This is a genomic window from Saccharopolyspora mangrovi (genome assembly GCF_035320975.1).
In the GTDB taxonomy this organism is placed as follows: domain Bacteria; phylum Actinomycetota; class Actinomycetes; order Mycobacteriales; family Pseudonocardiaceae; genus Saccharopolyspora; species Saccharopolyspora mangrovi.
In genome coordinates this window covers 119,194-139,350 of sequence record NZ_JAWLNX010000011.1, presented here as the reverse complement: position 1 = coordinate 139,350, position 20,157 = coordinate 119,194, and the positions used below count along the sequence as shown (strand labels likewise).

Annotated in this window: 23 protein-coding genes; 6 read left to right on the top strand and 17 right to left on the bottom strand. The window is 71.1% G+C overall.

Annotation, left to right across the window (positions count from 1 at the left end; genetic code table 11):
- Positions 1–42: 42 nt before the first annotated feature.
- Positions 43–693: a TetR/AcrR family transcriptional regulator gene (locus tag R4I43_RS17520; RefSeq protein WP_324266702.1), complete on the bottom strand. Its 651-nt coding sequence runs from the start codon at positions 691–693 to the stop codon at positions 43–45.
- Between the two features lie 117 nt (positions 694–810).
- On the opposite strand from R4I43_RS17520, the gene R4I43_RS17515 reads away from it, so the two are divergent.
- Entirely contained in the window at positions 811–1,653 is an 843-nt protein-coding gene (locus R4I43_RS17515; protein WP_324266701.1) for a shikimate dehydrogenase, read from the top strand.
- Positions 1,646–3,478: a bifunctional sugar phosphate isomerase/epimerase/4-hydroxyphenylpyruvate dioxygenase family protein gene (locus R4I43_RS17510; protein WP_324266700.1), complete on the top strand. Its 1,833-nt coding sequence runs from the start codon at positions 1,646–1,648 to the stop codon at positions 3,476–3,478. The genes R4I43_RS17515 and R4I43_RS17510 overlap by 8 nt, the downstream gene beginning before the upstream one ends.
- Here R4I43_RS17510 and R4I43_RS17505 read toward each other — a convergent pair.
- The gene (locus R4I43_RS17505; protein WP_324266699.1) at positions 3,475–3,765 is read right to left on the bottom strand and encodes a TM2 domain-containing protein; all 291 of its coding nucleotides are present in this window, start codon (positions 3,763–3,765) and stop codon (positions 3,475–3,477) included. The two genes, R4I43_RS17510 and R4I43_RS17505, sit on opposite strands and share 4 nt — an antisense overlap.
- A gap of 243 nt (positions 3,766–4,008) precedes the next feature.
- Between R4I43_RS17505 and R4I43_RS17500 the strand changes: the two genes are divergently transcribed.
- Positions 4,009–6,201, top strand: a complete 2,193-nt coding sequence (locus R4I43_RS17500) for a beta-glucosidase (protein ID WP_324266698.1) — start codon at positions 4,009–4,011, stop codon at positions 6,199–6,201.
- Position 6,202: 1 nt separating this feature from the next.
- On the opposite strand, the gene R4I43_RS17495 is transcribed toward R4I43_RS17500, so the two are convergent.
- The 4 genes from R4I43_RS17495 to R4I43_RS17480 form a co-directional block, all read right to left on the bottom strand.
- Entirely contained in the window at positions 6,203–7,066 is an 864-nt protein-coding gene (locus R4I43_RS17495) for an NAD(P)-dependent oxidoreductase (RefSeq protein WP_324266697.1), read from the bottom strand.
- A 166-nt stretch (positions 7,067–7,232) separates the two neighbouring features.
- Positions 7,233–7,499 carry a DUF3040 domain-containing protein gene (locus tag R4I43_RS17490; protein ID WP_324266696.1) on the bottom strand — a complete coding sequence of 89 codons (267 nt, stop codon included), beginning with the start codon at positions 7,497–7,499 and terminating at the stop codon, positions 7,233–7,235.
- Between the two features lie 148 nt (positions 7,500–7,647).
- Complete coding sequence (locus R4I43_RS17485; RefSeq protein ID WP_324266695.1) at positions 7,648–7,995, bottom strand: gamma-glutamylcyclotransferase family protein; 348 nt, start codon at positions 7,993–7,995, stop codon at positions 7,648–7,650.
- A gap of 65 nt (positions 7,996–8,060) precedes the next feature.
- On the bottom strand, positions 8,061–10,544 hold the full coding sequence (locus R4I43_RS17480) for an ATP-dependent Clp protease ATP-binding subunit (RefSeq protein ID WP_324266694.1): 2,484 nt from the start codon (positions 10,542–10,544) through the stop codon (positions 8,061–8,063).
- Positions 10,545–10,765: 221 nt separating this feature from the next.
- Here R4I43_RS17480 and R4I43_RS17475 point away from each other — a divergent pair, with 221 nt between their 5' ends.
- Both R4I43_RS17475 and R4I43_RS17470 read left to right on the top strand, forming a co-directional pair.
- Positions 10,766–11,380 carry a class I SAM-dependent methyltransferase gene (locus tag R4I43_RS17475; protein ID WP_324266693.1) on the top strand — a complete coding sequence of 205 codons (615 nt, stop codon included), beginning with the start codon at positions 10,766–10,768 and terminating at the stop codon, positions 11,378–11,380.
- Positions 11,381–11,422: 42 nt separating this feature from the next.
- Positions 11,423–11,920: an XdhC family protein gene (locus R4I43_RS17470; RefSeq protein WP_324266692.1), complete on the top strand. Its 498-nt coding sequence runs from the start codon at positions 11,423–11,425 to the stop codon at positions 11,918–11,920.
- A gap of 21 nt (positions 11,921–11,941) precedes the next feature.
- Here the strand turns inward: R4I43_RS17470 and R4I43_RS17465 are convergent, their stop codons facing one another.
- The 11 genes from R4I43_RS17465 to R4I43_RS17415 form a co-directional block, all read right to left on the bottom strand.
- Positions 11,942–12,271 carry a gas vesicle protein K gene (locus R4I43_RS17465; protein ID WP_324266691.1) on the bottom strand — a complete coding sequence of 110 codons (330 nt, stop codon included), beginning with the start codon at positions 12,269–12,271 and terminating at the stop codon, positions 11,942–11,944.
- Positions 12,264–12,485 carry a gas vesicle protein gene (locus R4I43_RS17460; RefSeq protein ID WP_324266690.1) on the bottom strand — a complete coding sequence of 74 codons (222 nt, stop codon included), beginning with the start codon at positions 12,483–12,485 and terminating at the stop codon, positions 12,264–12,266. The genes R4I43_RS17465 and R4I43_RS17460 overlap by 8 nt, the downstream gene beginning before the upstream one ends.
- Positions 12,482–13,261, bottom strand: a complete 780-nt coding sequence (locus R4I43_RS17455; protein ID WP_324266689.1) for a GvpL/GvpF family gas vesicle protein — start codon at positions 13,259–13,261, stop codon at positions 12,482–12,484. The genes R4I43_RS17460 and R4I43_RS17455 overlap by 4 nt, the downstream gene beginning before the upstream one ends.
- A complete protein-coding gene (locus R4I43_RS17450; RefSeq protein WP_324266688.1) occupies positions 13,254–13,643 on the bottom strand; it encodes a gas vesicle protein in 390 nt (129 codons plus the stop codon). The genes R4I43_RS17455 and R4I43_RS17450 overlap by 8 nt, the downstream gene beginning before the upstream one ends.
- A 15-nt stretch (positions 13,644–13,658) precedes the next feature.
- Positions 13,659–14,054: a gas vesicle protein GvpO gene (gvpO, locus tag R4I43_RS17445; RefSeq protein ID WP_324266687.1), complete on the bottom strand. Its 396-nt coding sequence runs from the start codon at positions 14,052–14,054 to the stop codon at positions 13,659–13,661.
- Positions 14,055–14,060: 6 nt separating this feature from the next.
- Positions 14,061–14,306, bottom strand: coding sequence for a gas vesicle protein GvpG (locus R4I43_RS17440; protein ID WP_324266686.1), 246 nt, complete (start codon positions 14,304–14,306; stop codon positions 14,061–14,063).
- 1 nt (position 14,307) lies between these two features.
- Positions 14,308–15,084, bottom strand: a complete 777-nt coding sequence (locus tag R4I43_RS17435; RefSeq protein WP_324266685.1) for a GvpL/GvpF family gas vesicle protein — start codon at positions 15,082–15,084, stop codon at positions 14,308–14,310.
- Entirely contained in the window at positions 15,081–15,503 is a 423-nt protein-coding gene (gvpJ, locus tag R4I43_RS17430; protein ID WP_324266684.1) for a gas vesicle protein GvpJ, read from the bottom strand. Before gvpJ ends, R4I43_RS17435 begins: the two co-directional genes overlap by 4 nt.
- 237 nt (positions 15,504–15,740) lie before the next feature.
- On the bottom strand, positions 15,741–16,655 hold the full coding sequence (locus R4I43_RS17425) for a ribokinase (protein WP_324266683.1): 915 nt from the start codon (positions 16,653–16,655) through the stop codon (positions 15,741–15,743).
- A 27-nt stretch (positions 16,656–16,682) separates the two neighbouring features.
- Positions 16,683–17,663 (bottom strand): nucleoside hydrolase, encoded by a 981-nt coding sequence (locus R4I43_RS17420; RefSeq protein ID WP_324266682.1) that lies wholly within the window; start codon positions 17,661–17,663, stop codon positions 16,683–16,685.
- Between the two features lie 91 nt (positions 17,664–17,754).
- Positions 17,755–18,498 (bottom strand): GntR family transcriptional regulator, encoded by a 744-nt coding sequence (locus tag R4I43_RS17415; protein WP_324266681.1) that lies wholly within the window; start codon positions 18,496–18,498, stop codon positions 17,755–17,757.
- A 146-nt stretch (positions 18,499–18,644) separates the two neighbouring features.
- Between R4I43_RS17415 and R4I43_RS17410 the strand changes: the two genes are divergently transcribed.
- Positions 18,645–20,150: an MFS transporter gene (locus R4I43_RS17410; protein WP_324266765.1), complete on the top strand. Its 1,506-nt coding sequence runs from the start codon at positions 18,645–18,647 to the stop codon at positions 20,148–20,150.
- Positions 20,151–20,157 lie beyond the last annotated feature (7 nt).

Sequence of the window (20,157 nt, the reverse complement as noted above, 5' to 3'; positions counted from 1 at the left end):
CAAGACTGTGAAGCGCCCGCGAACGCGTGTCAAGGGTGCGTTTCAGTCTCGTGACAGGAAGTCGAGCACCATGTCGCCGAGCATTCGCCGGTAGTGGTCGCGGCGCTTCGGGTCGAGCAGGTCGCGCTGGAAGATCGCCTGGAACGTGTAGCGGTTGGCGGTGCGGAACACGCAGAACGAGCTGATCATCATGTGCACGTCCAGCGCGTCGACGTCGTCGCGGAACTGCCCGCTCTCGCGTCCGCGCCGCAGAACCCCGTCGAGCACCTCCACCGCAGGGCCGGCCAGGCCGGGCAGCAGCTCGGACTTGGTCAAGTGCTCGGCGCGGTGGATGTTCTCGATGCTGACCAGCCGCAGGAAGTCCGGGTGCGACTCGTGGTGGTCGAAGGTCAGCTCGGCCAGCTTGCGGATCGCCTCGGCGGGTTCGAGCGCGTCGACGTCGACCTGGCTCTCCAGGCCGCGGATGACCGAGTAGGCGTTCTCCAGCGCGGCCAGGTAGAGCTGCTCCTTGCCGGAGAAGTAGTAGTAGATCATCCGCTTGGTGGTGCTGGTGCGGGCCGCGATCTCGTCCACCCGGGCGCCTGCGTAGCCCTTGTCGGCGAACTCCTCGGTGGCCACCCGCAGGATCTCGGCGCGGGTCCGGTCGGCGTCGCGCTGCTTGATCGCTCCGGTGTCGGACGTCGGTGCGGCCACGATGCTCCCCTGCGGTTGTTGCACTTCAGGGTCACTCTAATGCACGGGCTCTTCCCGGCGAGCGGCTCTTGTGCCTACTATTAACTAGCTAGTTCGTTACTTAATGGGGAGTGCGGAGTGCACCACGGCTACCTGGTGGGGCTCATCGGATCGGGCATCGGCCCGTCGCTGAGCCCGGCGTTGCACGAGCGGGAGGCCGCCGAGCTCGGCCTGGACTACCGCTACCGGCGGTGGGACCTCGACGAGCTCGGCGAACCGCCGACCGCCGTGGGCGAGGTGCTGTCCCGAGCTCGTGCCGAGGGCTACCGGGGGCTGAACATCACCCACCCCTGCAAGCAGCTCGTGCTCGAGCACCTCGACGAGGTCGACCCCGACGCGGCGGCGCTGGGTGCGGTGAACACCGTCGTCTTCGACGGCGGCCGCGCCATCGGGCACAACACCGACCACTCCGGGTTCGCCCGCAGCTTCCAGCGCGGGCTTCCCGGCGCCGCCCTGGACCGGGTGCTGCTGCTCGGCGCCGGAGGTGCCGGGGCGGCGGTCGGGCACGCGCTGCTGGGCCTGGGCGCCGCAGAGGTCCGGATCGTCGACGTCGACTCCAGTCGCGCCGCCGCGCTGGCCGGCTCCCTGCCGGAGCGCGCCGTCGTCGGCGGCGACCTCGCCGAAGAGCTGGAGAAGGCGGACGGCCTGGTGCACGCCACGCCGACCGGCATGGCCGCCCACCCGGGACTTCCGGTGCCCGCCGCGCTGCTGCGCCCGGAGCTGTGGGTCGCCGACGTCGTCTACCGGCCGCTGACCACCGAACTCGTCGACACCGCGCGCCGCAGCGGCTGCCAGGTGCTCGACGGTGGTGGTATGGCGGTCTTCCAAGCCGTGGACGCATTCCGCCTGTTCACCGGCCTGGAACCGGACGCCGAGCGGATGCTGCGGCACTTCGCCGAACTGGAGGGAGCGCATGTCTGAGCCACGACGGTCCATCGCCACGGTCTGCCTGTCGGGGACCTTGGAGGACAAGCTCGCCGCCGCCGCAGCGGCCGGTTTCGACGGTGTGGAGATCTTCGAGAACGACCTGATTGCCTCCGCGGCTTCGCCCGCCGACATCGGCCGCTACTGCCGCGACCTGGGCCTGTCGGTCGACCTCTACCAGCCGTTCCGCGACTTCGAAGCCGTCCCGCCCGCGCGGCTGCGGGAGAACCTGCGCCGAGCCGAGCGCAAGTTCGACGTCATGGAGCAGCTGGGCACCGACCTGGTGCTGGTGTGCTCGACGGTGTCCCCGGAGGCCGTCGACGACGACGAACTGGCCGCCGAGCAGCTGCGGGTGCTCGCCGACCGCGCCGAGGCGCGCGGCATGCGGGTGGCCTACGAGGCGCTGGCCTGGGGACGGTTCGTCAACACCTACGAGCACTCGTGGCGGATCGTGCGCCGCGCCGACCACCCCGCGTTGGGGCTGTGCCTGGACTCCTTCCACGTGCTCTCCCGAGACGGCGATCCCGCGCTGATCCGCACCATCCCCGGCGAGAAGCTGTTCTACCTGCAGCTCGCCGACGCGCCGAAGCTGGACATGGACGTGCTGCAGTGGAGCCGCCACCACCGGCTGTTCCCCGGCCAGGGCTCGTTCGACCTCAAGACCTTCGCGGGCAACGTCCTCGAAGCCGGCTACACCGGGCCGCTGTCGCTGGAGGTGTTCAACGACGTCTTCCGGCAGGCCGACCCGAAACCCGCCGCCGTGGACGCGATGCGCTCGCTGCGGCTGCTGGAGGAACAGCTCGGCATCCCGGTCGCCGACCCGGCCCCCGACCTGGACGGGTACGCCTTCGCCGAACTCCTCGCCGACCCGGCCACCGCCACCGGGCTGTCCGACGGGCTCGCCGCGCTGGGCTTCGCCGAGACCGGCGAGCACCGCAGCAAACCGGTGCGGCGCTGGGAGCAGGGCGGCGCGCGGGTGCTGATCAACGCCTCGGCGTCGGCCGCGGACACCGCCGAGATCGGCGCGCTGGCGGTGGAGAGCTCCGACCCGCTGCGCTCGGCCCGGCGAGCCGAGGCGATGAGCTCGCCGATCCTGCCGCGCGAGCGCGGTCCGCAGGAAGCGGGCCTGGCGTCGGTCGCCGCGCCCGACGGCACCGGCGTGTTCTTCTGCGACACCGGTGCGCCCGACGGCTGGCTCTCCGACTTCCGCGACACCGCGACAGCCGGGGAAGGGCTGATCACCGGCATCGACCACGTGTCGCTGACCCAGCCGTTCGACCACTTCGACGAGGCCGCGCTGTTCTGCCGCTCGGTGCTCGGGCTGGAACCGGAGGAGGTCACCGAGTACGCCGCGCCGTTCGGCATGGTCCGCAACCGCGGCATGGTCGACGCCACCCGCTCGGTGCGCATCGCCCTCAACGGCACCCTGGTGCGGCGCGGCGAGTGGGCGCCGGCCGTCCGCGACCCCCAGCACATCGCCTTCACCTGCACCGACGTGCTCGCGATGGCCGAGAAGCTGCGCGCCTCAGCGGCTCCGGTGCTGCCCATCCCCGACAACTACTACGACGACCTCGACGCCCGCTTCGGCCTCGATCTGGAGCTGCTGGGCTCGCTGCGGCGCTGCTCGGTGCTCTACGACCGCGACTCCGACGGCGAGTTCCTGCACCTGTTCACCGAGCTGTTCGGTTCCCGGGTGTTCCTCGAGCTCGTCCAGCGCATCGACGGCTACGCGGGCTACGGCGTGGCCAACGCCCCGGTCCGCATGGCCGCGCATCGGAGGCAACGCTTGACCGCGTTCGGCGCCGCCTCGCGGAACTCCTAGACGTTCAGGGGCTGTTCGGCGGTGCTGAGCCGCTGGACCAGATCGAGGTTCCACTCGGTGATGTACCGGTGCAGGAGGAACGCGTCGACCAAGACCCACACCAGCGTCACGGGCAAGCCGACGAGCGTGAGGGTGAGCACCAACTGGGCGATGCCGGTGCCTTCGCGGTCGACGTAGAACCGGTGCACCCCGAGCACGCCGAACACGGCGAGCATCAGGTACGCGGTCACGGGTGAACGCGCCTGGGCCTGGTAGCGCATCAGCTGCTGATCGGGTGAGACCGTCATCGCGAACTCCCTGGGTGTGTGCTCCCGTGGCGATCGCATCAGCGGGAGGGTTCCACGGTGCGCCTGCCCGGCGCGGCGGGGCAGAGCCCAAAGCCCCGGCGCCCCGCTCCGCCTGGTCGCGCGGCGTTGGCCGTCGCGATCGGACCATTCAGCTGCCTGCGTATGGAGGATGATCCACGCCGTTCTCTGGCGGAAACTGGGTGAAATCGTACGACGTACGGAGTGAGAGGAGCCCTGCGCCAGATGCAGCGAGTGAATCGTCGGACCCTGATGACCGCCGCCGGACTGGCCGGATTGGCCAGCGTCCTGCCCACGGGGGTGGCGGCAGCGGCCGTGCCGGGACGCTGCGGCGAGCACGCCTGGTGCGACCCCGGCCTGTCGCCCGACGAACGAGCGGCGCTGGTGCTCCGCGAGATGACCCTGGACGAGAAGATCTCGCTGCTCGGCGGTGACGACCTGGCCGGTGCGGCCGGTTCCGGGCACACCGGGACCGGCCACGGCGTAGAACGGCTCGGCGTCCCGACGGTCTACTACGGCGACGGACCGGTCGGATCCCGGCAGGGCAGCGGTACCTCGATGCCCTCCGGGGTCTCGCTGGCGGCCTCCTTCGACCCGGAACTGGCCAAGACCTACGGCGCCACCGTCGCCAACGAGGTGCGCTGCAAGGGCAACGACGTCGTGTTCGGCCCGACCGTCGACGTGCTGCGGATCCCGACCTCCGGCCGCGCCTTCGAGGGCTTCGGCGAGGACCCCTACCTCTCTTCGCGCATCGGTGTCAGCTGGGCGGCGGGTGCCCACTCCGAGGGAGTGGTGGTGTGCGTCAAGCACTTCGCCGCCTACACCCAGGAAGGCGTCCTGGGAGTGGTCGGCTCGCGGATGCTCTACAACGCCGTCGTCGACGAGCGCACCCTGCGCGAGATCTACCTGCCGCCGTTCGAAGCAGCCGTCCGCGAAGCCGGCGTCGGCGCGGTGATGGGCTCCTACAACCGCGTCGGCGGGCAGTACGCCTGCGAGCACCAGTGGCTGCTCAACGACGTGCTCAAGCACGAGTGGGGTTTCACCGGCTACACCATCGCCGACTACGCCGCGATGCACTCCACCGGGAACTCGCTGGCCAACGGCATGGACTTCGAACCGTGGCCCGCGCTGGTGTACTCGCCCGCCGCGATCCGCACCGCGCTGGCGTTCGGCCAGGCCGCGACGTCCGATGTGGACGAACACGCCCGCCGCATCCTGCGCACGATGTTCGCCAGCGGCATCTTCGACCGTCCCGAATACCCGAACGACGACAGCCAGATCGACAAGCGAGCCCACCTCGACACCGCAGGCCACGTCGCCGAGCAGGGCATGACGCTGCTGCGCAACGACGGGCTGCTGCCGCTGGACCCGGTCGCGCTGCGCGGCAAGACCATCGCGGTGATCGGCGAGGCCGCCGAGAAGTTCGTCCAGGGCGGCGGCTCCTCGTCGACGACGCCGTACAGCTTCGTGTCCCCGCTGCAGGGCATCCAGCAGCGCGGCGCCGAGGCGGGCATCACCGTCGTCCACGAGCCCGGCAAGACCCCGGACGCCGCGGCCGAAGCCGCTCGCAACGCCGACATCGCCGTGGTCGTCGTCTCCGACATGATGTCGGAATTCCTGGACAAGCCGAACCTCGACCTGGACTCCGGCGTCGCGCAGTTCCCGCCACCCGCGCTGGGCAACCCGCTGGCCGACCAGGACGCGATCATCGAGGCCGCGCTGGGGGCCAACGCCAACACCGTGGTCGTGCTGGAAACCGGTGGCCCCGTGCGCACCCCGTGGCGCTACCGCACGCGGGCGCTGCTGGAGGCCTGGTACCCGGGCGCGAACGCGGGAACCGCGATCGCCAGGGTGCTGTTCGGCGACGTCGACCCGGGCGGCCGGCTACCGCTGACCTTCCCCGACAGCGATGACGACACGCCCACCGCGGGCGATGCCGCCCGCTACCCGGGCGAGGGCCTGGACGTGCACTTCACCGAAGGCGTCTTCGTCGGCTACCGCCACTACGACGCCCAGGAGATCGAACCGGCCTTCCCGTTCGGGCACGGCTTGTCCTACACCTCCTTCAACTACTCCGGCCTGGAGGTCTCCGGGAAGAAGGTGAGCGTCGTGGTCACCAACACCGGCCCGCGCACCGGGCACGCCGTGCCGCAGCTCTACCTCGGACTGCCCTCGCCGCGCGAGGACGTGCCGCAGCCGCCGCGCCAGCTCAAGGGCTTCACCAAGCTGACCCTCGAGCCAGGTGGCGCGGCCTCGGTGGAGTTCACCCTCACCGACCGCGCGCTGGCCTACTGGGACGAGCTGGGCGGAGGCTGGACCGTCGCCGCGGGCGACTACCGCGTCTACGTCGGCGAATCCTCCCGCGACATCCGCGGCGAGGGCTCCTTCGCCGTCGACGCGGAACGTCGCGCGCAGTGAGTCAGCGCTTGGACGCGTAGTACACCGCGGCCATGTCCTTGTCGGCGTGACCGGCGGTCAGGGCTCGGGCGAACCGCGCCCTGACCGCCTCGGCCAGGTCCAGCCGCACCGCGTCGCTGGCCGCCTGGGACACCAGACCGGCGTCCTTGGCGGCCGCGCTGAGGGTGAACGCCGGTGCGTAGTCGCCGCTGATGATCGCCGCGCCCTTCAGGTGCGCGTAGGCGGAGTCGGTCGCGGTGCCCTTGATGGCGCCCAGGAAGTCCGACGGGTCCACACCCAGGTCCTCGGCCAGCGCGATCGACTCGCCCACGGCGTTGGTCAGCGTCAGCACCCAGTTGTTGGCCACCAGCTTCAGCCTCGAACCACCGGCCTGCGACGGGTCCTCACCGACCCACTGGGTGCGGGAGCCGACCGCGTCGAACAGCGGCTGCACGCGCCCGCGCACCTCGGGTGCGCCGGCTGCCAGCACCACCAGCTCGCCCTTCTCGGCGGGCAGCTTCGTGCCCAGCACCGGGGCGTCCACCACGGTGACCCCGCCGATCTCGGCCGCCGCCGCGCACACCGCTTCGGTGCCCGGCAGGCCGATGGTGCCCATCTGCACCCACACCCCGCCCGAGTTCAGCGCGGCGGCGGCCTCGCGACCGGCGGTGACCGTGGAATCGGCGTCGAGCAGCATCGTGACCAGCACGTCGGCGCCCTGAGCGGCCTCGGCTGGGGAGTCGACGACGACCGCGCCGGTGTCGGCCAGCGGCTCGGCCCGGCTGGGCGTGCGGTTCCACACCCGCAGGTCGAACCCGGCGGCGGCCAGGTTGCGCACCATCGGCGCGCCCATCGTCCCGGTGCCCAGGAAAGCGGCAGTCGTCATCACACACTCCCAACCAGAGCTCTCGAATCCGGCGCCGATTCTCCCCGCGATCGTGGTGGCGCACCAAACCAACACACCACCGGTGTGTTGGGGGCACCCGGTCGCAAACCACTCGGGCACAGGGCATTTCCGGGTCGGAACGGGATGAACCGGCCACAGTGGATGATCAGAGCAGTTCGATCCGCCAGGTGCGGGAGATCAGCAGGAGTCCCGTCAGCGCCGCCGACGTCAGCGCGGCCGCGCCCTCGTTGAGGAACAGGCAGGTGATCGCCAGCACGCCGGCGCAAGCGGCCACCGCCATCCGAACCGAGACGCGGGCCCGCAGGTAGCCGAGCGTGCTGGTCTGGCTCAGCCTGCGCGCGAGCCGAGGGTCCTCGTCGACGAGCTGCTGCTCGATCTCTCGCAGGCGGCGCCGTTCGTCCCTGGGGAGCATGGCCCACCTCCACCGGGTAGTACCGCCTGGTTGAACAAGTATCGCAACGTTGGAACGTGCTGTGAAGGGTCAATCCAGGCGACGCGCACGGCAACCCGCAACCTCGTGACCAGGGAAAGCGCGTTTCGCACGACGAGCCGCCGCCGGCTCATCCGGGTGGCCAGCCGTGGGGGAGGGGACGGAGGTCGTGGACCGGGCCCGGCCAGGTGTAGACCCAGCAGGGCTCGCCCGCGGTGGTGACGAGACGACGTTCGTACTCGGGGCCTTCGTAGTCGTCCAGCACCACCCAGGCGCGGTCGGGGTCGCGGAGGCGGAACACCTGGGCGGGCACCCGGCCGTCCCCGCCCAAGCGCAGGGCCGGGTAACCCCGGCCCGTGTCGTAGAGGGTCCCGGGCAGCCCAACCCGCTCGAACGGGCCGGTGACCAGCGGTTCCAGCAGGTGCCACGCGCTCGACCCGTGCTGCAGGGTCCCGTAGACGGCGATGCGGTCCGACACGTCGCGGATTCTCCCCGGCACGAGTAGAGGCGGGCACCCGCGGGTGCCCGCCTCCTCTCGCGGCCTCACGCGGCGACCGGAGCCTCCACCTGGAAGTCCAGACCGCCGTCGCGGGTGCCGACCCGCAGCCGGGTGCCCTCGGTGAGACGGCCGTCCAGGATCAGGTCGCTGATCCGGTCGTCGACCTCGCGTTCGATGGCCCGGCGCAGCGGCCGCGCACCGAACTCGGGCTGGTAGCCGCGGTCGGCGACCCAGGCCACCGCGTCGTCGTCGAAGACGACCTCGACGCCCATGTCGGCCAGCCGCTTCGTGGTGGTCGCCAGCAGCGCACGCGTGATGGTGTGCAGCTGTTCGCCGTCGAGGCGCTTGAACACCACGATCTCGTTGATCCGGTTGAGGAACTCCGGCCGGAAGGCGTCCTTGAGCTTGGGCATGACCCGCTCCTCCAGGTCCTGGGTGGGGCTGCCGGCGGTGAAGCCGATCTTGCCGCCCGCGCTGGAGACGACCTCCGAAGCCAGGTTGCTGGTCATGATCAGCACCGTGTTGCTGAAGTCCACCGTGCGGCCCTGACCGTCGGTCAGCCGGCCGTCGTCGAGGACCTGCAGCAGGGTGTTGAACACGTCCGGGTGCGCCTTCTCGATCTCGTCGAGCAGCACCACCGAGTACGGGTTGCGCCGCACGGCCTCTGTCAGCTCACCGGCCTCGCCGTGCCCGACGTAGCCGGGCGGGGCGCCGACCAGGCGGCTGGCCGTGTGCCGCTCCTGGAACTCGCTCATGTCCAGCCGGATCATCCGCTGCTCGTCGCCGAACAGCGACTCCGCCAGCGCCTTGGCCAGCTCGGTCTTGCCGACACCGGTCGGGCCCAGGAACAGGAAGCTGCCCACCGGCCGGGTCGGGTCGCCCAGGCCGCTGCGAGAGCGGCGCACCGCGCGGGCCAGCGCCCGCACCGCGTCGTCCTGGCCGACGACCCGCTGGTGCAGCTCCGACTCCAGGCTCTGCAGCCGGACCTTCTCCTCGGCGGTCAGCCGCGACACCGGCACGCCGGTGGCACGCGAGACGACCTCGGCGATGTCGGCCGCGCCGACCTCCAGCACGCCCGAACCGCCCTGCTCCAGCCGCGCCTGCGCGCTGGTGATCTCATCGCGCAGCGCGGAGGCCCGCTCGTAGTCCTCGGTGGCGACCGCCTCGTTCTTCTGCTGCTCCAGCCGCTCGACCCGCTCGCGCAGCTCGGTGTCGTCGGCGACGCCGGAGTTCAGCCGCTTGCGGGCACCGGCCTGGTCGATCAGGTCGATCGCCTTGTCGGGCAGGAAGCGGTCGTTGATGTACTGGTCGGAGAGCTTCGCGGCGGCCTGAACGGCCTCCTCGGTGTAGCTCACCTTGTGGTGCTCCTCGTACTGCTCCTGCAGCCCCTGCAGGATGGTGATCGTGTCGGCCACGCTCGGCTCGGGCACCTGGACCGGCTGGAAGCGGCGCTCCAGGGCCGGGTCCTTCTCGATGTTCTTGCGGTACTCGTCGAGCGTGGTGGCACCGACGACGTGCAGGTCCCCGCGCGCCAGCCGCGGCTTGAGCATGTTGCCCGCGTCCATCGCGCCCTCGGCGCCACCGGCGCCGACGACGGTGTGCAGCTCGTCGATGAACACGATCAGCTCACCGCTGTGCTCGGAGATCTCGTCGATGACCTTGGTCATCCGCTCCTCGAAGTCACCTCGGTAGCGGGTGCCGGACAGCATCGCCGAGAGGTCCAGCTGCACGACCCGCTTGCCGGTGAGCACCTCGGGCACGTCACCGGAGGCGATGCGCTGGGCCAGGCCCTCCACGATCGCGGTCTTGCCGACACCGGCCTCACCGACCAGCACCGGGTTGTTCTTGGTGCGCCGCGACAGGATCTCGATCGTCTGCTCGATCTCGTCGGCGCGGCCGATCACCGGGTCCAGGCCGCCTTCGCGGGCCGTCTCGGTGAGGTCGCGGCCGTACTCGTCCAGCGTCGGCGTCTCGCCGCTCGGGCTGGACTGGGGCGTCTGCTGCGGTGCGGGGCGCTGACCGGCGGCGCGCAGCGCCTCGGGACCCGCGCCGGCCGTGCCCAGCAGGCGTCCGGCCTCGGTCTCGGGGTTGGCCGACAGCGCCAGCAGCACGTGCTGCGGACTGATGTAGGTCGAACCCAGCGCGCGAGCCACCCGGTGGGCGTCGGCCAGCGCCGTGCGCGCGGCCAGCGTCAGCGACACGGACTCGTCGTCGACCGGGCCGCCGGCGGCGGGCAGGTGGCTCTCGACCTGCTTGGCGAAGGACTCGGTGTCCACGCCGAGCTGGCCGAGCTGCGCCCGGGTCGGCTCCTGCTTGGCGGCCGACCACAGCAGGTGCAGGGCGTCGAGGCTGCTCTGCCCGCGGTCGCGGGCGAACTTCGCGGCCTCGCCCACCAGCTGCTGCGCCTGCTCGGTCATCAGCTCGGTGATGTCGACGCGGCGCGAGCCGGCCGTGGCGTCGTCGGCCCCGAAGAAGCGCGCGAAGTACTCGTCGAACGGGCCACCGACCGGTCCGAAGAACGTCGCCATTACTTACCTCCTCGTGGCGGTCTTGCACTGCTTCGCCGCCATCTACTTGAGTCTGTCACTATCAACCAACATAAGTGGCCCGGCCGTAATTCCAAGTTGATCGCGGAGTGGTGCGCGTCACGTCCCGGTCGTCGCCAAGATCTTGTTGACCTCTAGTTAGCTCGAAGTTGGAGGGTGGTGGTGACCGGCTCTGATGAAGGGGACACCTGATGGGAACGTCTGTGGATCGCTCAGTATTCGACGAGGCGTACGTGGCGGGGACCGCACCGTGGGTGATCGGCGCGCCGCAGCAGGCGATCGTCGAGCTCGAACGCGGCGGTGAGATCGGGGGAGCGGTGCTCGACCCTGGCTGCGGCACCGGTGAGCACACGATCCTGCTGACCGAACTCGGCTACGACGTGCTGGGCGTGGACTCCGCCCCGCACGCGATCGAACTCGCCCAGGCCAACGCCGCCGCACGCGACGTCCCGGCGCGTTTCGCGGTCGCCGACGCGCTCGCGCTGGCCGGCGGGCCCTACGACACGGTGGTCGACAGCGCCCTGTTCCACGTCTTCGGCGAGGAGGACCAGCACCGCTACGCGCGCAGCCTGCACGGGGTGTGCAGGCCGGGTGCTGCGGTGCACGTGCTCGCGCTGGCCGACGTCGAACCCGCCCTCGGCCCGGTGGTCGCCGAGTCGGTGTTCCCGCGCGTGTTCGCCGAGGGCTGGCGGCTGGAGCGAGTCCGCCCGAGCACCTACCGGGGCATCGCGCGCGGCGAGCACGCGCAGGTCTTCGGCGTCGCCGACGGCGAGCAGGTCGACGTGCCCGCCTGGTTGGCCACGGCCACGCGGCTGTAGCGGGAGTGGTCCCGGCCTGGGCGCGGCTGGCATGCTTGGCGCATGACCGAGGATGCCGCGTGCGCCGTCGCGCACGGTGACGTGTCAGCCGAAACCGGGCAACGAGCGCTGGTGGCGGTCTTCGCCTCGCCGGTCGCCGAGCACCTGCTGCGCTACGGCCGGGACCTCGGTTACACGACGCTGCTCGTCGAACCCGACCCCGAACGGGCCGCGGGCCTGGACGCCCTCGCGAAGGTGCCGGAGCTGAGCCCGGGCACCGACGTGGTCGTCACCGACCACCACCGGGACGAGCTCGGTCCGGTGCTGCGCGACGCCCTGCAGCACGAGGCGCGCTGGATCGGCGTCATGGGCAACCCGCGCCACGAGGGCCCGCACGTCCAGGCGCTGCGCGATCTCGGGGTGGACGACTCCCAGATCGAGCGGGTCCACCGGCCCATCGGCCTCAACATCGGCTCCCGCACACCCCCGGAGATCGCCATCGCGACCCTGGCCGGCCTCATCGCCGACCGCTACGGCAAACCCGGCGGCTTCGAGTTCTGACCGACGTCGCCGCCTCACCGCTCAAGGCCGGTCCCGCTCGTCGGGGAGCAGCGGCCCGAGCGGTCCGAGGTCGAGGTTGAGGTCCTCCGGTGCGAGACCGAAGTGGTCCCGGAGTTCGGAGAGCGCTTCCTCCAGCTGCATGAGGGCGAGGCCGATCTCCTCGACCTGCTCCTCGGACAGGTCGCCTTCGTCGACCCGGCGCAGCGCCTGGCGCTCCATCAGCTGACGCACGAGCTCGACGATGGTGAGCACCAGCCGCACGAGGTCGCGCTTGATCGACTCGGAGTCGGTTTCGATCCGGTTCTGCAAGCGCCGGGAGGGCAGCTGCGCGTTGTCGTGCGGCTCAGTCATCGCGTGATACCTCCTGCGCCGGGATCTCCGCCTGGACGGAGCTGATCAGGGCCCGCAGGGAGATCTTGACCAGGTCGACGTCCGCGAGCGAGATCGTGACGTCGCCGGTGATGACCACGCCCCCTGCCAGGAGCCGGTCCAGCAGGTCGACCAGCGCGACCTCGCCGGGGCCGCGCAGCTCCACCGGCGACAGGTCGCGTGGCTCGGAGGTCATGGCGTTTCCCGCTCGTCTTCCAGGATCGTGGCGAAGGAGTACGGGGGCCACGGTCCGGTGAGCTCCACCCTGAGCTTCGGGTGGCGTTCCGCCAGCTCCCGCACCTCCTCCACGAGGAGGTCGGCGCGCGCGTCGTCGACGAGGTAAGCGCCGTTGAGCACCATCACTCCGTCGTAGCCCGCGAGTTCGCGGCTCTGCGGCGGGTGGGTGCGCGACTCCTCCGCGAGCTCCGCCAGCGAGGCGTGGACGTCGGCCGCCTGCTGCAGCGCCTCCTGCTTCGACTCCTCCCGGGACTTGGTGCGGTGGCGGACCTTCCGCAGGTAGGCGGTGCCGGGACGCTCGCTCTCGGGTTCGCCGGGATCGGCCGGAGCGGCGGAGAGGTCCGCGAACGCCTTGACACCCCACTCCGTGCGACCGGTGACCCTGTCGAGCACGGACTCGAACCCCTCGGCGCGCTCGGCGATGCGCTCGCGGACGCGGTCGTCGCCGTAGTAGACGGTGGCCAGGCCCATCGGTGCCACCGGCAGGGCGGCGGCGGCCGCCTCGACGACCCTGTTGTGAGCGCGGACTGTGGTGCCCAGCCACTCGAGGTCCTCCAGGTTGCGGCGCAGCGCCGCCTCGCCGAACTCGTCCTCGTCGACATCGCTGACCAGGGCACCCAGGTCCGCGACCTCGATCCAGCGGACGCCCGACCCGGCGATCCCTTCCAGCCCGCGGACGAGATCCGGTTCCGTTCCGCGCGTGATCGCGTACAAGTAGGTCAACGCTTCAGCCACCGCGCCCCTCCTCGTGCTCGTCGACGTCCGGGGGAGCCTCGGCGGACCCGGACCCGGACTCGAGCTCGCGCACCTTCTGCTGCAGGCGCCGGTTCTCGTGGGCGAGGTCCCGCTGTCCCGAGGACAGCGACGGGTCGTGCTCCCACCAGTCGATGCCCATCTCGCGCGCTCGCTCCACGGAGGCCACCACGAGGCGGAGCTTGATGGTGAGCAGCTCGATGTCGAGCAGGTTGACGCGGATGTCACCGGCGATCACGATGCCCTTGTCGAGCACGCGCTCGAGGATGTCGGCCAGGTTCGCCGACTCGGACCGGGCGGACAGCGCCCCCGCCTGCCCGTACCTCGCAGGCGGACCTGCTCTGCCGCCGTTGGGTTCGGTCATCCGGTGCCTCCTCGATCAGCGCTCGTTGCCGCGTCCGCGCGCGTAGCGGTCGACGCGGCGGTAGGAGACGAGCCGGCCGCCGTGGTCCACCGCGGCCTCGTACACCGCCATGACGTCCGTGCTGTCGGGCACCCGACGGCTCTCGACGACTTCGACGCCCACGAGCCACCCGTCGTCGGTGGGTTCCAGCGAGGTGACTCCCTCCGGGTCGCGCCCGGTGAGCGCGGTGACGTGGTCCACCGCGAGCTTCGCGGCCTCCGCCGCCTCGAGCTGCGGCGCGCGCTCCCGAGCGGGACGCGCGTCCTCCTGCTCCGCCTCGCGTCGGCGTCGTGGCTCGGTGCGCTCCGATGCCCGGCGTTGCCCCGGACGGTCCCCGCGCGACTTCGCCTCGTCCCTCGCATCACCGTCCACTGCGGATCACGTCTCCTCGGCCAGGTCCTGCGCCTCCATCAGGCGGTCCAGCAGCGCCTTCTGGAGGTCGTCCCGCTGCTCGTCGGTCAGTTCCCCCGCGGCGTGCGCGTCCTCGACCCGCGCCAGTTCGTTGCGCACCACCGCGGGGTCGTAGTACTCGGCCTCCGCCGCCTCCTTGAGCTTCTCGGCCACCCACACCGTCGCTCGGGCCGGTTTCAAGGGCAGGTCCAGGAACGTCGTGATCAGACCCATGTCAGTCCCCGCCCAGGAAGTCGTACGGCGCGAGCGGGCCGATCTGGCGCAGGCTCATCCGCTCGGTCCACTGCAGCGCGAGCTCCTCGAGCCGGGCGTCGAAGTCCGGGACCTGATCCCGATCGACGAGGAAGGACACGTGCAGCGCTTCCGATTCGCCGACCACCTCGTGTACCTGGGAGCGCAGCGCGGTCGGGCCGATCGCCTGGACCAGGCGCTCCGCGTCGGCCTGCCGCTTGGCGAGCACGGCGTCGTGGACCATTTCTCCCAGCCGAACTCGTTCGTCCGGAGGAGCCTCGTCCGCGACGCCCAGCAGTCGATCGCGCAGCTCGGCGATCACGGGTTGCTCCTCGACGACCTCGCGCAGGTGCTCATCGGCCAGGTAGGTCCCGCGGACCGCGTACTGGACCGCGCCATCCAGTTCGGCCAGCGTCGATTCGAACTGCTCGCGATGGGGTTCGAGGAGTTCCTCGGCGACGGCGTCGGCGTCGGTGAGGACCGCGCCGAACCGCATCGGCAGCACGGTCGTCTCGGCTGCGACGGCGTCCAGCACCCGCTCGTGCGCCAGCAGGTCCTCGGGTGTGCCCAACGGGCGGTTGATCTCCAGGTCGCTGACCAGCGCCGACAATCCGCCGCGCGAGACCACGCGCACCCCGGACTCGCCCCCGACAGCGGGGAGCTCGCCCGGCGCGGACTTCCGCGCGCGCGTGATCCCGTAGACGTAGGTGCCGCGCCTCGTCTGCTCACGGCTGTGCTGGCGATCGGTCTCCGCGGTCATTCCTCCCGCTCCTTCCGCTGGGCGCGTCGCTTCGGTCGCGCCGCCGGCTCCTGCTCCCGTTCGCGGCTGTCGTCGCGGAACTCGTCGACCTTGTCCTTGGCCGCCTCGATCATTCCCTTCGTCTTGCCCTCCGAACCGCCCTCGGTGACGCCCTCGACGAGCTCGGGCAGGTCCTTGCCGCCCTTCTCGTGCAGGTCGAGCCGGTTGGTCGCCTCGGCGAACCGCAGGTAGGTGTCCACACTGGCCACGACCACGCGCGCGTCGATGGTGATCAGCTCGATGCCGACCAGCGACACGCGGACGAACGCGTCGATCACCAGGCCCTTCTCCAAGATGAGGTCCACGACGTCGGCGAGACTGCTCGCCTGTTGCCTGGAAACTGCGGAACTCTGGCCCTGTTGGTTATTTGCCACCGTCACGAAAAGTCCTCCTCCCGCCCCACGACCGTTCTTCGCGCGCTTCCGCGAGCGAAGATCGCGCGTACCAACGCGTCGAACGGCTAACAAGGGGCTACCCGGGTCTCCGCGACCCACACCTCAACGGGGACCGCGATTCGCGACCGGGAGGGGAGCGCGCACGTGATCGGCGAACAACACCGCGCGCGTCATTTCACGGCTGTGCGGGCGGAAACGGGGCCGGCGAGCACCGGCCCCCGATCAGCTGACGACGTCCGCGAGCTTCGGGTAGGACGGCTGGGCGCCGGGTTGCTGCACGCTGCGGGCGGCGACGCGGGTGGCCCACCGGGCGGCCTCGGCGAGCGCGTCGCCCTGGCCGACGCGCCAGGCCACGGTGGCGGCGAAGGCGTCTCCGGCTCCGGTGGTGTCGACCGCGTCGGCCGGTGCCCCGGGTACGTGCTCGGCGTGGCCGGGCTCGGTGACCGCCGCGCCGCGCGGGCCCAAGGTGACCACGACCGATCGCGCACCGACCTGGCGCAGCGCCTCGGCGTAGCCGACTTCCTCGCCGGGGAGCTGGACCCCGTTGCGCTGCAGCACTTCCCGCGCTTCGTGCTCGTTGACGATCAGCGGATCGGCGGCGGCGAGCACCTCGGCGGGCAGGTCGACCACGGGCGAGAGGTTCAGCGCCAGGCGCGCGCCGGCATCGCGTGCGGCGCGCGCCGCCGCGCACACGGCATCGACCGGAACCTCCAGGACCACCGAGACGACCCGCGCTGAGTCGATCAGCGGCCTCGCGGCGGCGAGGTCGTCCGGGGACACGTGCGCGTTGGCGCCCGCGGCCACGACGATGGAGTTCTCCCCGGTCTCGGCCACGTTGATCAGCGCGGTTCCGGTGGCCGCCGACTCGTCGCGGAGCGTGCGCGCGGTCTCGACTCCGTCGGCGCCCAGCGCGGCCAGCAGGTCCTGCCCGTGCGCGTCGGCTCCGACCCGGCCGATCAGGGCCGTGCGGGCGCCCAGCCGTGCGGCGGCCACGGCTTGGTTCGCCCCCTTCCCGCCGGGTCCGGTGGTCAGCGCGGTCGCCCGCACGGTTTCCCCCTGTCGCGGGTGGCGGTGCACCCCGGCGGTGAGGTCGACGTTCAGCGACCCGACCACGACGACGTCCAGTTCGCGCGACATCGCTCGTCCTCCCTGCTCTCGTCCCGGTCAGGCGACCTGCTGAGCGCGTTCGGGCGCACCGCAGAGCCGGTCGACCAGCAGGTCCGAAAACGTGCGGTCGGTCTCGAGGACCACGCGCACGTTCGCGCCCTCCTGCGCGGGGAAGTTCTGGTACTGGCCGCGGACGTCGGCGATGGTCGCGCCGCGCCCGGGACCGTCTCCGGTGTCGACGTCGGTGGCCACGACCGGCGCCAGCACCGGCTCGACGTCACCGGCCGCGATCGCCGCGGCCAGCGGGTCGTGGCAGGCCGCCCGACGTTCGCCGAAGATGTCGCGTTCGTAGAAGTCGAAGTACTGGTCCAGGATGGACGAGGTGAACGCGGTTGCGGGCGAACCGCATTCGGCGAGGCGCCGCTGGTGCTGCTCGGTGAGGACTTCGCACATGGTGGCGTCCAGCGGGACCAGGGTGACCGGCCAGCCCGCCCGCAGCACCATCCGAGCCGCCTCCGGGTCGTTGTGGATGTTGGCCTCGGCGGCAGGTGTGGCGTTGCCCGGGTGCCGCACCGCGCCACCCATGACCGTCACGTGCGCGACGAGCTGGGGCAGTTCCGGTTCGAGCAGCAGAGCGGTGGCGAGGTTGGTCAGCGGACCGATGGCGAGCAGGTGCGTGCTGCCCGGGTTCTCCCGCGCGAGCCGCACGATCAGCTCGGCGGCCGGCTCCGGGCTCGGAGTCGTCGTCGGCGCGGGCAGGTTCGTGTTGCCCAGGCCGTCGGAGCCGTGCACGTAGGGCGCGAGATGCGCTTCACCGCACCAGTTGCTGCGCGCGCCCACGGCGACCGGGATGTCCGATCGTCCGGCCAGTTCCAGCACCCGGAGCGTGTTGAGCGCCGCGGTGTCGGCGTCGGTGTTGCCGAAAACCGTGGTGACCGCGCTGAGCTCCACGTCTGGATCCCCGAGCAGGTAGAGCAGCGCGAGGGCGTCGTCGATCCCGGTGTCGCAGTCGACGATCAGTGTTCTCTTGGGCGCCATCGGTTGCGTGCCTTTCTGCTTTCGGGGTCGTGCACCGCTCTTCCGCGCGCGTGCTCTCGACCACCGGTCCGCGTCGCGGAACCGGGACTTCTCAACGGGATTGGCGCACCGGAATGCTCGGTGCGCCGCTGGGCAACACGTACTTCGCCGCGAGCAGCGGCGTGCGCTCGACGGAGACGACCTGGGTGATCAGCACGACCGGGGTGTCCGGCGAGCGGTCGAGGACCTCGCCCCGCCGCCGGCCGAGCACCGTCGCGCTCACCGAGCTCGATCCGCTCAACGGCAAGTAGGGGTCGAGCGAGGACACCACGTGCAGCATGGTGCTCGGTTGCGCCTCGGCGTCCGCCAACGCCGCGGGCAGCGACGGGTCGACGGCGGCCAGCGCCTCGTCGTGCGCGCTCCACTCCTCGACCAGGCCGCTGGGCACGCCGTCGATGTCGACGACGCTCTCCCAGAACCAGATCTCGCAGCTGGCCGGGACCGGTAGGTGCTGCATGACCAGATCGGTCGGTTCCTCCAGCACCCTGGCCAGCGGCCGGATCTTGGCCCCGTCCGCGCCGAACAATGCCTCGACGGGCTGCAGCCGTTCGAAGCCGCGCCTGGCCGGGCGGCCGTTGACGGTCCGCCCCACGCCGCGCCGAACGGTGATCACGCCGTCCTCCTGCAGCAGCAGGAGGGCCTCGCGCAGCGCCGGCCTGCTCACTCCGAGGTCAGCGGCGAGGTCGGGCTCGGACGGCAGCGTCGATCCCGGCGGGTAGGTCCCCTGCCGGATTGCCTCGACGACCCGCTCGTAGAGCTCCACGACCGGTCGCCGTTGCGGTCGTCTGGCCGCCACGTCGCACCCCCTGTTTGGGTTGATGTCAGACAAGTTAGAAGAGTGGGGCCCGCTCGTCAAACCCCGGAATCGGGCCCGTTGATCGGAAAAAATCGCAGCAACGACTCTTGACGGGGCAGGGCTGAAGCCGGTAAACCCTTCCGCCAATACACGGAACATGTCAGACAAGTTCCTTCACCTGGCGGCACCCGGTCGTCCACCACGCCGCTGCCCGCCCCTCGAATCGCCTCAACGCGGAGGTTCCCATGACTGCAGTTGGCGCCCCGTCGTCCACCAGCGCACCACCGGTGCGCTCGACAGCCCTGCTCACCGCCCTGGTCCTGGCGGTCGCCGGGTACCAGATCAACGCCACCATGCTCTCACCAGCGCTGCCCAACGTGATCGACAGCTTGGGCACCACCAGCGGTGCGGGCGGGCTTTCCCAGACGTTGTTCTTCCTGTTCTCGGCGATCGGTCAGGTGACGCTGGCGCGGCTCAGCGACTACGTCGGGCGTCGGCGGATGCTGCTGATGACGCTCGTGGTCGCCTTGGTCGGGGAGCTGGTCTGCGTGCTCGCGCCGAACATCGAGCTGTTCATCATCGGCCGGAGCCTGCAGGGCGTGTCCGCGGCGACGTTCACGCTGGCCTACCTGACGCTGCACGAATCCCTCCCGCCGCGGAAGTTCGGCCGATCGCTCGGCATCATCACCGCGGTCAACGGCGGCATCGCCGGTGTCGACACGGTCATCGGCGGGTCCGTGGCCGACTCCGTCGGATTCCGCGGGATCTTCCTGATCACCGGGCTGATCGCGGTGATCGCCCTGGTCGCGGTGCACTTCTGGGTGCCGGCCACCGGCACCGCCGCGGGACGGATGGACTGGACCGGCGCGGCCCTGCTCGGCATCGGGCTCACCGGCATCCTGCTCGCGCTCAACGAGGGCAGCAGCTGGGGCTGGTCGTCGGTGCCCACGCTGACGCTGCTCGTCGGGGGAGTGCTGGCCCTCGTGCTGTTCGCCGTCGCGGAGCGCGGGAAGCAGAACGCGATCATCGACACCTCGGTGCTGGCCTCGCGCGCCGGCTGGCCGCTGCTGCTGACCACGATCTTCACCCTGGCCGGGGTGTTCGGGATGCTGAACTTCACCATCCCGCTGCTGACCCAGACCGCGGGGGAGGGCTACGGCCTCTCGGCGACGATGTCGGCCCTGCTGTACCTGACCCCCGCCTCGGCGCTCGGTGTCATCGCCGCACCGCTGGTCGGGCACTTCGGTCCCCGCATCGGCTGGCGGCTCTCGGTGCTGATCGGTGCCGCGGGCACGGCGGCCGCGCTGGTGCCGCTGGTGCTGGTGCCGCGGTCGCAGGTGGTCGTCCTGGCCGCGCTGGCGGTCCTGGGCATCACCTACACCGGGTACATGCTCACCGCGCTCACCGGCCTCGCGGTGGCGCTCGCGCCGGAGGACAAGCCCGGTTCGCTGCCCGGGCTCAACGGCGCCTGCTTCGGCATCGGCGCTTCGCTGGGCATCGCCGTGGCCGCCAGCGCTGTCACCGCGACCAGCGGCGATGGCGCCCCCACCTTCGACGCCTTCCACGCAGCGCTGTGGACCGCGGGCGGGTTCGTCGCCCTCGCGCTGATCACCGCGCTGCTGATCAAGACCCCGCAATCGGAGAACAACTAGGAGGAGC

Coding starts and splice junctions, on each gene's coding strand:
- R4I43_RS17510 (WP_324266700.1), top strand. CDS start 1,646: ATGTCTGAGCCACGACGGTCCATCGCCACGGTCTGCCTGTCGGGGACC.
- R4I43_RS17505 (WP_324266699.1), bottom strand. CDS start 3,765: ATGACGGTCTCACCCGATCAGCAGCTGATGCGCTACCAGGCCCAGGCG.
- R4I43_RS17500 (WP_324266698.1), top strand. CDS start 4,009: ATGCAGCGAGTGAATCGTCGGACCCTGATGACCGCCGCCGGACTGGCC.
- R4I43_RS17495 (WP_324266697.1), bottom strand. CDS start 7,066: ATGACGACTGCCGCTTTCCTGGGCACCGGGACGATGGGCGCGCCGATG.
- R4I43_RS17490 (WP_324266696.1), bottom strand. CDS start 7,499: ATGCTCCCCAGGGACGAACGGCGCCGCCTGCGAGAGATCGAGCAGCAG.
- R4I43_RS17480 (WP_324266694.1), bottom strand. CDS start 10,544: ATGGCGACGTTCTTCGGACCGGTCGGTGGCCCGTTCGACGAGTACTTC.
- R4I43_RS17470 (WP_324266692.1), top strand. CDS start 11,423: ATGACCGAGGATGCCGCGTGCGCCGTCGCGCACGGTGACGTGTCAGCC.
- R4I43_RS17465 (WP_324266691.1), bottom strand. CDS start 12,271: ATGACTGAGCCGCACGACAACGCGCAGCTGCCCTCCCGGCGCTTGCAG.
- R4I43_RS17460 (WP_324266690.1), bottom strand. CDS start 12,485: ATGACCTCCGAGCCACGCGACCTGTCGCCGGTGGAGCTGCGCGGCCCC.
- R4I43_RS17450 (WP_324266688.1), bottom strand. CDS start 13,643: ATGACCGAACCCAACGGCGGCAGAGCAGGTCCGCCTGCGAGGTACGGG.
- R4I43_RS17440 (WP_324266686.1), bottom strand. CDS start 14,306: ATGGGTCTGATCACGACGTTCCTGGACCTGCCCTTGAAACCGGCCCGA.
- R4I43_RS17435 (WP_324266685.1), bottom strand. CDS start 15,084: ATGACCGCGGAGACCGATCGCCAGCACAGCCGTGAGCAGACGAGGCGC.
- R4I43_RS17425 (WP_324266683.1), bottom strand. CDS start 16,655: ATGTCGCGCGAACTGGACGTCGTCGTGGTCGGGTCGCTGAACGTCGAC.
- R4I43_RS17420 (WP_324266682.1), bottom strand. CDS start 17,663: ATGGCGCCCAAGAGAACACTGATCGTCGACTGCGACACCGGGATCGAC.